Here is a 13,346-nt window from a genome sequence, read left to right as displayed (position 1 = left end):
AATGGAGAGGAATTTAAAATAGAAACTGATGGATGAATTATTACAATTAGGATCGAAAGCTCTAAGAAAAGCTGCATTGAGTATTGATGCAAAAGACTTTATTTTAAATAACGAAACTCTTTTTAAAACTATGAAGAAAGCAGCCGATCGATTTATCGGTGGTGATACATTAGAAGAAACAATCCCAAAAGTAATCGTTGGGAACCAAACAGGTTTTAAATGCTCGATTGAGTTCATGGGAGAAAGTACAAAGACAATCCAGGAAGCGAATGATGTTACTAATGAATTCTTCAGAATAGCGAAAGAAATTAAAAATCGAAATCTTCATTCTACGATTTCTTTGGATTTATCTCATATCGGGTTAACACTTTCGAAAGATTTTTGTCGGGATAATTTAGAAAAAATCTGTAAAGAAGCAAAGACTGCGGAAATAGAAGTGATCGTAAGTGCCGAAGATACTGAAAAAACAGATGCGATCCTCGATGTTTATAAACAAACTCGTAAAGTTTATGATAATCTAGGCATCACATTGCAGGCTTATTTGTATAGGTCAAAAGAAGACTTTCAGGATCTCATTTTAGACAAAGGAAGGATCCGTATAGTAAAAGGTGCATTTGAAACTCCGCCAGGTCACTCAATCTCTCGGGGAGAAGAATTAGATACAGTTTACTTGGATTATGTTGAGCAACTGATATCCCAAAACCATAAGTGTTCCATTGCCACACACCACCATAGAATTCAACAAGAAACAAAAGCAATAATTGAAAGATACAAACCAACCCCCAATTCCTATGAATTTGAAAGTTTATATGGAATTCAGACTGAACAGTTAGCCGCTCTTCTAGCAGAGGGTCACCCTTCTAAATTATATTTTGTTTATGGAAAAGAATGGTATCTTTATCTTTGCAATCGAATTGCTGAATATCCCTTAAATATCTTCCGAGCTTTGGATGATATAGTATCCTCATAAATCCGCCAAACAATTGTAGTATTTTCATCAATTCTTATATGGAAATTTCAAAATTGAATGGAAAATAATCTTAGGTAGTTGTTCTCTTTGTATAGAAGGATGAAACTCTTTTGACCAATATATTCTTTTTGGTGCCTCTGTTTGCTTCTTTGGCAAACGTTAGCTGTTTTATCGAAAATATAACGCGTGACCATCGTTTTCATCGGTTACTCAGCGTTTTTTATTTCACTATTGGAATTCAGAATGCAGCAACCGCTGCGCTTTGCATTGCACCGGATGAAACTATGGGTTTGGCTTTCTGGATTTTCCAATGCCATTCGTTTTTTCTTTTGGCACCTGTGCTTGTTGCTTTGTGTGCTTTTTGTACTGGCCGGAAGTTATTCAATAAAGCTACTATAATCATTGCCATTTATGCTTTAGTCATCGATTTACTTTGTTCGTCGATACCAAAGAATTTTGTTTATGGATTTTCGTTACTTTCTTTTGGAATGGCTCCATTACTTACCGTATTTGGTGGGATTCTTGGAGGATCTGTCCATTTTTTCGCCATTGCGGTGTCTTTGTATTTTGTCCTATCTCCGCAGGAATGGATTCCTTTTTTTGATCGTAAGACATTTATCATTGCCTTATGCGTTTGGTGGTTCGGTCTTTTTTCCAATTTTTTGCCGATGTATGGATTTGATTTTCCTCCTTTTCATCCAATAGTGGATGCCACTCTCTCTGTGTTACTCTCTATTTATTTGAATCGCTATAATACCTCTAGGCCGAGCTTATATAGTTTATTTGCTTCGATTTTGATATCGCTTGCTGTTGGTTTATTTGTTGGAATTTTATTTTTAGGAATTCTTCCGATTTTTCCCTTCAAGGAATTTGTCACATCCATTGTAACAACTTTTGTTGGTCTTTTATTTTTTGCCTATTTATTGAAAACAACATTGAAAGAAAATAAACCAAATCTTTCGTTTTCTTTATCTCTTGGGGATTTTTCTTTATCAAAACAAGAACTTAGAATTTGTGAGTTGATTGCAGAAGGTCACAGTCGTTCGTTCATTCGCTTGATTCTCAATGTTTCGGATGGAACATTACGGAATCATTTGAAGAATATCTATGCAAAAGTACTACCTGAATCCAACTCAACATCAAAAGACCAATTGCAAAGATTGACAGTATTTTTATCTAAACATAAGATAATAGAAGGCAATTCTGGTAAATAAATATCAGTCTGCTATATTTAAACTTCGTTTACTGTTCAACACAAACTAACTCGCGATTGATGGAACATTGTTGCAGTCCTTTGCCTGCTGTGAGTGTCAATATATCTTGAGTATAAGCATCTCCTACGACTCCCAATTCGCTAGAGGAATTTGTAGTCCACTTCAAACAAGCTCTAGTTCCATTGTAAAATGTTGTCCAATCTGATTCGAGTCCTGTCCAATGGTCAGAGCTAGTTGTTGTAATTGGTGTAGAAATTGTTGTGGTAAATAATCCATTGGCATTGGATGTTTCTATAGGAATTCCGGTTGGCCGTATGTAAGCCTGGTTTGCTTTAAAAACCCAATCGATCTGACCGTCCCCCATATTTGGTGTTATACTTGCTCTTCGTGATATTCCGTCGACGACCATAGCTTTGAAATTACCAGAGCCAGGGTAGTTTGGATCTGACTGGCAACTGGAATCAAAGTTAGATGCTTTGCCAATATTAGCCGGGTAGCCATTCTGGGTTATAAATATAATACATTTTATACAGGAAGCCATACAATTAATTTCTATATCTTGTATATTCCTATTGGTAACCTTTCCTGTGGCGTTTTTCAACTCACAGAAGTTACCCTCAGCTTGAGTCGCAAAATTTACTTCGTAGTTAGAGCCAATAGGAATTTGGATTGGAAAAGTAAACTCTCTGCTTCCTGGGGGAATCGCGAGTGTTTCTTTTTGATTTAAAATCAATGTCAATCCAGATCCAGTAAGCCCGGAAATTTTTCCACCAACGGTGAAACTTATTGAAATTGATATATTCATAGAAACACAATTATGGCTTGTGTCACCTAAGATTAGTTTTGCTAATATAGTTTTGGAAAAAGATTCGGAACTTACATCGCATACGTTTTCCAGTGGGGTGGAACTGCAGTTAGTTAGGAATCCTGTTGAAAAAAGAAAAACAAAGTAAAGATGAATCATAGAAATAGAAAAGTGAAATTTGCCTTTCTGTTTAGTAAAGAATCCAGATAAGTTATTTGGCAGTTTTGTCAAATAAACAAACCTGGATTTATTAAGATCTGTCTCAATCATTTGGAATATTTAGATACTCTTGTAAGAGTGCAGATCGTAAGGGTTGATCCATTAAGAGTAAAGATTGAACCTTCGTACAGAGGAATTCTTTACCATGTATGTTGAAACTAGTATTGACTGTGTGGAGTCCAGCCTTAGGAATAGGAATCTCTAAATCAACAGCTGGGGCAATGGTCTCTGTTAAATTTCTCGGACTTAGTCCGACTATGTCTAAGTGTAAGGAGATACCATCAACGGGAAGGTTGTATTTAGCAGTAATCTCCACTGTATCACCAATTTTAGTTATATCAAAACAATGGTCAGTACAATCGCCAACAGTCCCAGAAACCTTTATTGCATTCTTGCATTTTCTTGGATGCCCGATTGTTAGTTGTTTTGTGGAAATTCCAAATTCATTTTTTGCTACAACAATCACTTTGATTTTTTTATCTGCTTCTGTCAGATAAGTATAACCAGAGTAGTTGGCAGCGGTACGTTTGAGGAATTCCAATGCATTCGTGACTGTCCCATCAGGTTGGAGTTCCATATTTTTTTTCCCGAAGTAGAGAGATACCTCCGTATTCGCTGGAACTGGTTTTTGGAAACTAACACTCGTTTTTTGAAATTGTAAGAGACCTTTTGTAGAATAGGGATCATCTGCTGGATTGGCATCATTTGTGATGTAAGTAATCTCATTGAGAAGCGGAATACCTGTCGGTAGATCGTCTACTGCAATGGGAGACTCTGCTCCCACCGATCCACCTTGGTTGCCTCCTAGTTGGGAAGTCGCGTTGGATTCTGTAGCAAGCAGGATGGGAACCAAATGTGTCTCCGCCTCCGAAGACTTTCCTACACATTGTAAAAGGAATAGAGTCAGTCCCGTGATGAGTAAAACAGGAAGGTTCCAACGAACAAACTGAATGGCGCCTTGGCGAAGTCCCTTCCAATGTCGAATTGATGGATTGGTTGTTTTCATACACCCAAGGTAACATGCTCGCCGGTTTCTTACCATGTCCTGGATGTCATAAGTGCAGGAATGGACCTATCTCAAATGTCATGTTTCGAATTTACTAGCTTTCATTTTTCTTTTTTATGAAAACTAGGCCCAAACCAAAGAAAAGTGGGCGTGTTTCCTTTTTCCATCGACTTGATTTTTGAAAAATAGTTATCCATTTAGTTAACTATTTGGCTTGCCAAAAAATTCGTGTCTTTTGATAGTTTTCCAAATGGATAACTATCACTCTCCAGATCTCCTTCTATACATCCACCCCCTCGCTTCCTTTTGCCATAAGGTACTCATCGCCCTTTATGAAAATGGGACAGAATTTGAACCTCGCATCGTGGACTTCTTAAAGGAAGATTCGAGTGCCGCCGAACTCTTTGCCTCTTTGCCTTTTGGCCTGTGGGAAAAATTCCCCTTTTGCGGGATCGAAAACGGGAAAAGACAATTCCCGAAACGTCTATCATCATTGAGTATTTGGAAGAATTCTATCCCGGTCCCCAAAAACTCATTCCTAAGGAGAGTAAACTAGCTTTAGAGGCAAGGCTTTGGGATAGGTTCTTTGATTTGTACATAAGTGTCCCTATCCAGAAGATTGTTGTCGATCGATTGCGACCCGAAGGTAAAAACGATGCCTTCGGTGTGGAAGAGGCCTACAATACCTTAAAGATTTCTTATGATATGGTGGAGAAACATTTGGGTTCCCAAGGTTTTATTACAGGAGAAAACTTTACTATGGCCGATTGTTCTGCAGTCCCCGCTTTGTTTTATGCAGATACGATTGTAAGTTTTCGGAACACACACCCGAAAATTACAAATTACTTCGAAAATCTATTGGGAAGGTCTTCCGTCAAACGCACGATAGCTGAAGCAGAACCATATTTTTATATGTATCCTTTGAGTGATCAAATCCCCAAAAGATTCCGAAATGGATAGTCTTAAGGCCTCAAACCAGATTCAATTCACCAATATCACTATAAATTTATGAAGTCTAAAATTATTGGTTTAGAATTTATCTTCCATGCTCTTGCCGATCGCAGTCGTTTGGGAATGGTTGAACGTTTGAGTTTGGGCCCCGCTTCTGTCAAAGAATTGGCCGAACCGCTAGACATGGCCTTACCCTCTGTTTTGAAACACTTAAAAGTTTTAGAAGAGGGAGGGCTTGTTCTTTCCGAAAAGTTAGGTAGGGTTCGTACATATAGATTGGATCCTACAAAACTATCGGTAATTGATTCTTGGATGGCGGAAAGAAAAGCAGCTTGGAATCGCAGTTTTGACAAACTTGATAAATTTTTAATAGAAACATCGGATGAGAATTCCGACTAGGATAAAAATGAAAGAAGGACAAGTGACACACTCAACATTTACCATCGAAAGGATTCTTCCTGCTTCTAAAGAAAGATCTTTTGCTGCCTGGGCCAATGCCGACTCCAAACGACGATGGTTTGCCTGCCATGATGATTGGAAAACCGTAGAATATGCGTTAGACTTCAGTATCGGTGGTTTGGAATCCAATCTTGTGCTTACCCCTTCAGGAAATCGGCATGTTTTTGAGGGACGTTATTATGATATAGTAACGAATGAACGAATTATTTATGCTTTTGGTATGTATGTAAATGAGATTCGCATCTCCGTTTCTTTGGTCACAGTTGTTTTTGAACTCCTGATTGTAGGAAGGACAAGGATGGTCTTTACCGAACAGATTGTACTATTAAAGGATCCAAATCTGGGCGATTTTTCTGTCGAGGAGGAAGTTCGTGGTCGAGTCGAAGGAACCAATGCAGGTTTTGATAGGCTTGAAAAAGAGCTGAGTTGAAAGCTTCTTTTTAGTTCAGAAGCCTTCGTATATTAGTTATCTTTTTGCTAATCCTTATAAGAGTAAAACTGGATAAACAAATTCATAAAAGGTTCCATTTAGGTATAGTTCATAGTATTCTTCGAGTAATGATTCAATGTATTCCAAAGTGTTGTGGTAACCTCTAAGATCCACTATAGCAGTGGGGTGGACAAAATTAGTGGGATTTTTGAAATCTAGGCAGAATTAGAAAAAAATAATCTGATTCTAAAACTCAATCGTAACTAGGGTATCCTGTAGATTTCCTAAGTCCTGTCCCAAAAACTTCCCGATCAAAGTCCAGCTCCGAATCTTTGTATGGATTTTGACTCATCTATATGTGATTAGTACGAATCGTCCTTAAAAAATGAGACGGAATCAATCGAAAACTTAAGAAAATATAGAGTTGTCTTAAAAATATGAGTGATTGGTTAGATAAATTTTAATACATATAAATAGAAACTCTATATGACAAATTCTAATCCCATCTCTCAAACAACTCTAAAATCTAAAATTAACAAAAGTAAGGTGATCGGAATCAAAGGCCAACTTATGTTATTTATATTTTTGATTCTATCTAGTGTGCTTTCTTGTATTTTCTATATCTCTTATACAACGGCGAAAGAACAGGTTTTGAACGTAGGCGAAGAGATGTTTACCAATGTCCTAAAGGACGCTGTTGGTCTTGTGGATGCCTTAAATGAAAGAGTAAAGGCTGGTGATATGACTTTGGAAGAAGCTCAGGAGATGGCCAAAACCTATATTGTCGGTCCAAAGATGCCTGATGGAAACCGTGATATATCTAAAACAAAAATGTCTACGAATGATTATATGTATCTTTGGGGAATTACACCAGAAGGGATCGCAACCATGCATCCATTCAATTTAGAAGGAGTAAATATTTGGGATTACCAAATCCAAGGAAAGTATACGGTTCGAGATACTTGGGGAAATCCAAAGGCCACTGGATATCCTTTGCGAGAAATTTGGCAAAACCCAGGGGAACCTATTTATACATTCATGGCCTATCAGGCTTATTATAAACCTTGGAACTGGGTGATTGGGGCTGGTGGTAGAGAACAAATTATATATGAACGAAGATTGCGAGGCATGCAAACTGTTTTTCTCTTAAGTGCAGTAATCGGCTTAACCTTATCCATGTTATTCTCTTATATTCTTGCTTCATTCATTGCAAAGCGAATACAAAAAATTAAGTTTGTTGTAGAAAAAGCAAGCCAAGGAGATCTCCGAGAAAAAGTAGATCTGGCTTTCAAAGATGAGTTTGGGATCCTTGGTGATGATTTTAATATAATGTCAACTAACTTACGCGAGATGATGAAACATGTCTCTAAATCATCATTCAAAGTTGCTGAATCGGCAAAGGATATGTATACCAGTGCAGAACATTCTTCTGCTGTTGCAGGAAATATTGCAAAATCAATCCAACAAGTTGCAATCAACACTGAATCACAACTAGTTGCATTTACAGAAAACAAACGGGCCATGTTAGAAAATTCCCAGGCAGTAGCAAAAATTGCAGAATCCACAGCTACTGTTTCCGATCTGGCAAACGAAGTGTTGGAAAAGGTGCAAGAAGGAAGAGATGTTATTGGAACTACCATTAAACAAATGTCAGTTGTTAATTCTTCTGTGAGTGGGATATCTAATAGTATACATGTATTAGGTGAAAACTCAAAAGCAATTGGACAAATCGTAGAAACCATAAATCAAATCGCTAGTCAAACCAATTTGCTTGCACTCAATGCAGCTATTGAAGCGGCGAGAGCTGGTGAACAGGGACGCGGGTTTGCCGTTGTGGCAGATGAGGTAAGGAAGTTAGCCGAACGATCAGAAGATGCAACGAAACAAATCAGTGTTTTGATCGGAGAAATTCAGAAGAACACAAAGTCGGCAGTGGCTATGATGGAAAATGGTACCAAAGAGGTTGACCAAGGTGTTTCGATGGTCAATGACGTGGGGCAAACTTTTGAAAGGATTGCAGGTTCTATTGAAAAGGTAACTGATGAAATGCAAGGAGTCTCCGCAACTACTGAAGAAATTTCTGCCAGCACAGAAGAGTTAAATGCATCAACGGAACAACTAGCACAAATTTCAAATGGAATCTCTGATAGCACACAAGCCATTGCGGCCTCTTCGGAAGAACAACTTGCATCCTCAGAAGAGGTAACGGCAGCCGCAAACAATTTAGGGGTTCTAGCGGAAGAACTAAAATCGGAAATCGATAAATTTAAGATATAAGTATATTCTGGTATAGTATATAATTGCTTATGTTTCAAATTCGTAAGTTTCGTTTCAGTATAATCCTGATCGCCGTCATAACTTTTGTGTATGTAATTAGACCCAAAGACGAAGGATCAGCATACAGCGAATATTTTTCCAAAATCAACAAAGAACTAAAAGAGAACGGTTTTGGAAAACCTGTTGTGCTGTTGGATTTGGATCGGTTGGATGAAAACTTAACCACACTTTCCAAAAACATTCCACCGCCACTTCATTATCGAATTGTTGTGAAATCTCTTCCCTCTCTAGATCTTCTCCGCCACATTACTAAATCTACCAAAACCAATCGGCTTATGGTTTTCCATTCTGGTGACCTCGTGATGTTACTTGCTGATCCAGAATTTTCTTCCTATGATATTCTTTTAGGAAAACCTATGCCTCTGCGGGCGTTAGAGGAGATCTACAGAAAAACAAAAGCAGATAAGTTTCAAAAGATTCATTGGTTGGTGGATACAGAAAATAGGCTTACCCAATACCTAGAATTTGCTAAAACAAAGAATATAAAGTTACATATAGTTTTGGAAATTGATGTTGGCCTTCATCGTGGTGGATTTACGCAATCCAAAGAAACAAATCATGTTCTTGGCATCATTTCAAGCCATCAGAATTTTTTGAACTTTGATGGTTTTATGGGATACGAGCCACATGTGGCTTCTGTTCCGAGCCTGTTAGGTGATAAAAACAAAGCTATTGAAAAAGCGATTTTATCTTCTTTATTTGTGTATGAGGAGTTTGTCACTTCAGGAAAACAATCCTTTCCTTCTTTATTTGCAAAAGAATTACTTCTGAATGGTGCTGGAAGTAAAACCTATCGTTTCTATCAAAAGAATAACAAAATAGTGAATGATGTCTCTGTAGGTTCGGCTCTGGTTATGCCCACTGATTTTGATGTAAGTACACTTGCGGAACACAAACCAGCATTTTTTATTGCAGCTCCGGTTTTGAAACGTTTAGAAGGAACCACGATTCCTTTTTTAGAATCGATTTCCTTTTTATTTCCCTTATGGAATCCTAATCTTCAGGTTACCTATTTTACTTATGGCGGAGCTTATCTTGCAAAGAAAGAATCACCTGCCGGACTTTTTGATAATAGCCTGTATGGTGCAAGTACAAACCAAGGAATTTTGAACGGCAGCCGAAAGACAGACTTACAACCTGATGATTATGTTTTTTATCGTCCCTCACAGAGTGAAAAGGTGATGGCCGAGATGGGGGAAGTGGTTCTTTTGCGAAAGGGAAAAATCATTGGAACTTGGAAGTGTTTTATCAATTAGTGTGCTGTTAACTGCACTCCCAAGGTTTTGTTAGCATTCACTGAACCTTCACATCAAAGTCCTCTTTCCTATAATCAATGACAATGTCTGCACCAAGACTTTTTACCCTGAACCGGCTTGAATCATACTATTTTGTTTTGTTTATTTTTTTCAAAATCGAATTTTCAAAAACTTTATATGCGAAGTGTTGCAAAGTGAGAATCAAAGAAGCCCCTCTGCCTACAGGGAAATTGAATTTTGGATTTTTTTTATCAATGATTTTGATTACTGTATCGACGACCGGTTCCGGAGAAGGGGAATTGGCAAACGCTTCATTGGAGAAGGCAGCTGTCTGTTTTCGAAATAGATCATAATCCTGTATGATTACTTTTGACGCGACAGCGCTAGTTCCAATATTTGTTTTGAAAGCCATCGGTTCGACCATACTGACTTTGATATTGAATCCACTTAATTCAAACCTTAGTACCTTAAAATAACCTTCCAAAGAATGTTTTGAGGCTGAGTAGTATGCAACATTAGGAAGTCCGATAAGCCCTAAAAAGGATCCAACTGTAATGATTTTTCCCTGTTTCTGTTTTCTAAAATGAGGTAGGAGTTGGTTGGTGAATTTTACTGTTCCCCAAAAATTGGTTTCAAATTGTTCTCTTCCTAATTCAATCGGTGTTTCTTCGGCAAGCCCTGTTACCAAATATCCTGCATTATTGATCAGAACATCTAGTTTATCAATGTGACTGAATAGTTTCTTAGTGAAGGATTCGATGGAACTATCGGAAGAAATATCCAGTTCTAATAATTGGAAGGGTAATTTTGAGCTATGTTTTTCTGGATTACGGCTTGTGCCGATCACTCTATGTCCGCTTTCGTGAAGTTTGTTGGCGATGAGAAGTCCGATACCTGAGGATGCGCCTGTTACTAAAATTGTTTGTTTCATTGTTTTGTCTCATTTCTAAAAAAAATTGTAGCCGTAGTAAATCTTTGGTTTCAAAAAAAAGTCCCATCATTTTCTACTTCTGTAATCTTTGACTAGAATTACTTGCAAAATGCAAGTAATCTGGGAATAAAATTACTTGTTTTTTGCAAGTAATTGAAAAAAATGAATTTATGCCAGTGAATCAAAAAAGGTCAGATTGCCCGATTAGCTGCGCCCTTGATATTTGGGGTGATAAATGGTCGCTTCTCATCATTAGAGATATTATTTTTTCTAACAAATCTAGCTATGGAGATTTCCTGAAGTCGCCGGAAGGTATTGCTACGAATATTTTGGCATCCAGGCTTCAGTCCTTGGAAGAAGGTGGTCTCATCGAAAAATCAAGCCATCCAGAAAATAAAGTGAAAGTTATATATAAATTAACTCAAAAAGGTATCGATTTGATGCCTGTATTTATCGAAATTTATATCTGGGCTGAAAAGTATTTTGAGATTCCGAAAGATATAAAAACAAAGTTAAAGAAGGTAAAAAAGGACAAGGAAGGGTTCGTAAAATTGATGACAAAGGATCTGCAAACCAATCGTATTTGAGACGGGTTTTTCAATCTTCGTATAACTTTTGTCGCAGACTATTCTTCTACCCCAATTACTTTCCTATAAAAAATTCCCACATCACATCGGTTGCTTTGATCGCTTGTGAGGGAGAGGCACTTCCAAAAAATAGCGAAGGTTTTTTACCACCAGGCCATGAGTGCCCCCCGGATTCAGTGACACATAGTTTTACTTTCACACCTTCTTTGCATTCACTGTATTCATCGCAGGTGACGCCTTCTTGTTCTAATACTCGTTTGGGTGTTGGATTACACTCATTAAATTTTACCCATTTAGAGATGGATTTGGGAACAGAAATAAAATCGGTTACGAGTGACCTGTCACTAAAACTAGATCCTGCTCCTCCATGGAATAATACTTTGTCATCGTCTTTTGCATGGATATGCAATACAGAAATTGGTTTTGAGGGATTACATGTGACGGTGTTATCAGTTCCTGCAACGGCAGTGATGGCAGTCAATCGGTCTGTCATTTCGCAAGCAAGACGGTAGGACATCATCGCCCCATTGGACATACCCGTCGCGTATACTTTGGAATTGTCAATTTGCAGTTGTTTTGTGGTATGATTCAAAATTTCTTTTACAAATCCAACATCATCTATTTTTTTATCACGAGCATCCGCACAACAGTTGCCTGCATTCCATGTTGCAATTTTGCCAGATTTGAACTTGCTATACCCATTGGGAAAGATGGTGATATGTCCGTTCTCTTCTGATTTAGAAATCTGGTGGTAGTAGTCTTCGTTGGATTGGATTTCCATATCACCACCACCTCCATGAAATACGAAAAGAAGAGGAGTCGGTTTGTTTGTGGTATAAGTTTTGGGAACATGAACTTTATAATAACGAGGAATGTCTCCATGAGAGAAGGTGAATGTATAATCTCCCGGGCTGTCGATTTTTTTTGTTAGGTCAGAGGAAGCAACCGGAGCAGGTTTTTCTTCCATTTTCTTTTGGAATCGTTCTTTGATTTTTGTCCGTAACCAACCCCGTGAACAAGACTCTGTGGAAAATATGAGTAACACCGAGGATAGAAAAATAAAAAAATGTGGTCTAAGTTTCACAGAATTACTCCAAAAGAATTTCTTTGCATTTTTGGGAACCTATGTTTGGGTTCTTAAGTTCGCTAAAATTTCTAAGGAATGAATTTTGGCATCCGTATCATAAACAGAAGTCACTGTCATCAACTCATCGGCTTTAGTTTCTTCCAATATCTTGGTGATTCCTTTTTGTACCGTATCAGCGGAACCCACAACAGAATAGGATAACATTTGTGAGGCGATTCCCTTTTCTTGTTCTGTCCAATAGGTTTCTATATCCTCGATTGGTGGGGGAAATGTCCCTCTGCTATTTCTTAAGATTCGAGTGAAGGATTGTTGCGAGCTGGTAAATAAAAATTTTGCTTCTGTGTCAGTGTCTGCGGCAATGACATTCAAACCCACCATCACATAAGGTTTGTCCAAATATTTGGAAGGCCTAAATTGTTTTCGGTAAATGGAGATGGCCTCCATTAAAGCTCCAGGTGCAAAATGAGAAGCAAAAGCATAAGGAAGGCCTAGCATCGCAGCAAGTTGAGCACCAAATAAACTAGATCCTAAAATCCAAACAGGAACATGAGTTCCCATTCCAGGAATGGCGCGAACTTGTAATTGGTTATGATCTTCTTCAAAGTATGTGAGTAGTTCTTTTACATCTTCAGGGAAATGTTGTGAACTCATGGGATCACGTCGTAATGCTCGTAAGGTGAGTTGATCGGTTCCAGGAGCTCTTCCCAGTCCCAAATCAATCCTTCCCGGATACAAACTTTCTAAGGTTCCGAATTGTTCTGCAATGACAAGAGGGGAATGGTTCGGCAACATGATCCCACCAGCACCAATCCGAATGGATTTGGTATGCGAAGCCAAATGACCTATCACTACAGATGTGGCGGCACTGGCAATGGAGGGAAAGTTATGATGTTCTGCTACCCAAATCCGGTGGTAACCTAAAGCTTCTGCTTCCTTTGCGACTCGGACAGAATTGGCTAGAGCGATACTTGGATTGTTTCCTTCGTTGATAAAAACTAGATCGAGAATTGATAATGGCACCATAAAGAACACATTCCCTTTTTCACCTCTCCACTGTAAATTTGTAAAAATTTAAATTCACGATTTATATTTAA

Annotated in this window: 13 protein-coding genes; 8 read left to right on the top strand and 5 right to left on the bottom strand. The window is 38.1% G+C overall.

Features of this window, described 5'->3' with window-relative positions:
• The first annotated feature begins 28 nt into the window (after positions 1-28).
• Positions 29-970 (top strand): proline dehydrogenase family protein, encoded by a 942-nt coding sequence (locus LEP1GSC195_RS05285; protein WP_015680329.1) that lies wholly within the window; start codon positions 29-31, stop codon positions 968-970.
• Positions 971-1,080: 110 nt separating this feature from the next.
• A complete protein-coding gene (locus LEP1GSC195_RS05280; protein WP_015680405.1) occupies positions 1,081-2,184 on the top strand; it encodes a helix-turn-helix transcriptional regulator in 1,104 nt (367 codons plus the stop codon).
• A 28-nt stretch (positions 2,185-2,212) separates the two neighbouring features.
• On the opposite strand, the gene LEP1GSC195_RS05275 is transcribed toward LEP1GSC195_RS05280, so the two are convergent.
• Complete coding sequence (locus LEP1GSC195_RS05275) at positions 2,213-3,259, bottom strand: DUF1554 domain-containing protein (RefSeq protein ID WP_084597393.1); 1,047 nt, start codon at positions 3,257-3,259, stop codon at positions 2,213-2,215.
• A complete protein-coding gene (locus LEP1GSC195_RS05270) occupies positions 3,252-4,214 on the bottom strand; it encodes a hypothetical protein (RefSeq protein WP_015680254.1) in 963 nt (320 codons plus the stop codon). The genes LEP1GSC195_RS05275 and LEP1GSC195_RS05270 overlap by 8 nt, the downstream gene beginning before the upstream one ends.
• A gap of 444 nt (positions 4,215-4,658) precedes the next feature.
• Between LEP1GSC195_RS05270 and LEP1GSC195_RS05265 the strand changes: the two genes are divergently transcribed.
• The 5 genes from LEP1GSC195_RS05265 to LEP1GSC195_RS05245 all read left to right on the top strand — a co-directional run bounded on the left by LEP1GSC195_RS05265 (position 4,659) and on the right by LEP1GSC195_RS05245 (position 9,647).
• Positions 4,659-5,174 carry a glutathione S-transferase family protein gene (locus tag LEP1GSC195_RS05265; RefSeq protein WP_015680491.1) on the top strand — a complete coding sequence of 172 codons (516 nt, stop codon included), beginning with the start codon at positions 4,659-4,661 and terminating at the stop codon, positions 5,172-5,174.
• A 48-nt stretch (positions 5,175-5,222) separates the two neighbouring features.
• Complete coding sequence (locus LEP1GSC195_RS05260; RefSeq protein WP_015680315.1) at positions 5,223-5,564, top strand: ArsR/SmtB family transcription factor; 342 nt, start codon at positions 5,223-5,225, stop codon at positions 5,562-5,564.
• A gap of 7 nt (positions 5,565-5,571) precedes the next feature.
• Complete coding sequence (locus LEP1GSC195_RS05255; protein WP_015680234.1) at positions 5,572-6,054, top strand: SRPBCC domain-containing protein; 483 nt, start codon at positions 5,572-5,574, stop codon at positions 6,052-6,054.
• A 486-nt stretch (positions 6,055-6,540) separates the two neighbouring features.
• On the top strand, positions 6,541-8,331 hold the full coding sequence (locus tag LEP1GSC195_RS05250; RefSeq protein WP_015680312.1) for a methyl-accepting chemotaxis protein: 1,791 nt from the start codon (positions 6,541-6,543) through the stop codon (positions 8,329-8,331).
• Positions 8,332-8,360: 29 nt separating this feature from the next.
• Positions 8,361-9,647 carry an alanine racemase gene (locus LEP1GSC195_RS05245; protein WP_015680453.1) on the top strand — a complete coding sequence of 429 codons (1,287 nt, stop codon included), beginning with the start codon at positions 8,361-8,363 and terminating at the stop codon, positions 9,645-9,647.
• Positions 9,648-9,774: 127 nt separating this feature from the next.
• On the opposite strand, the gene LEP1GSC195_RS05240 is transcribed toward LEP1GSC195_RS05245, so the two are convergent.
• Positions 9,775-10,578, bottom strand: coding sequence for an SDR family oxidoreductase (locus LEP1GSC195_RS05240; protein WP_015680381.1), 804 nt, complete (start codon positions 10,576-10,578; stop codon positions 9,775-9,777).
• Between the two features lie 170 nt (positions 10,579-10,748).
• Here LEP1GSC195_RS05240 and LEP1GSC195_RS05235 point away from each other — a divergent pair, with 170 nt between their 5' ends.
• Positions 10,749-11,165: a winged helix-turn-helix transcriptional regulator gene (locus tag LEP1GSC195_RS05235; RefSeq protein WP_015680328.1), complete on the top strand. Its 417-nt coding sequence runs from the start codon at positions 10,749-10,751 to the stop codon at positions 11,163-11,165.
• Between the two features lie 55 nt (positions 11,166-11,220).
• Here LEP1GSC195_RS05235 and LEP1GSC195_RS05230 read toward each other — a convergent pair whose 3' ends face one another.
• Together LEP1GSC195_RS05230 and LEP1GSC195_RS05225 are read right to left on the bottom strand one after the other, a co-directional pair.
• Entirely contained in the window at positions 11,221-12,249 is a 1,029-nt protein-coding gene (locus LEP1GSC195_RS05230) for an extracellular catalytic domain type 1 short-chain-length polyhydroxyalkanoate depolymerase (protein ID WP_015680451.1), read from the bottom strand.
• Positions 12,250-12,288: 39 nt separating this feature from the next.
• Positions 12,289-13,275, bottom strand: a complete 987-nt coding sequence (locus tag LEP1GSC195_RS05225) for an LLM class flavin-dependent oxidoreductase (protein WP_015680424.1) — start codon at positions 13,273-13,275, stop codon at positions 12,289-12,291.
• Positions 13,276-13,346 lie beyond the last annotated feature (71 nt).

This window comes from Leptospira wolbachii serovar Codice str. CDC (genome assembly GCF_000332515.2).
GTDB lineage: Bacteria > Spirochaetota > Leptospiria > Leptospirales > Leptospiraceae > Leptospira_A > Leptospira_A wolbachii.
This window is presented reverse-complemented; position numbering and strand designations above follow the sequence as displayed.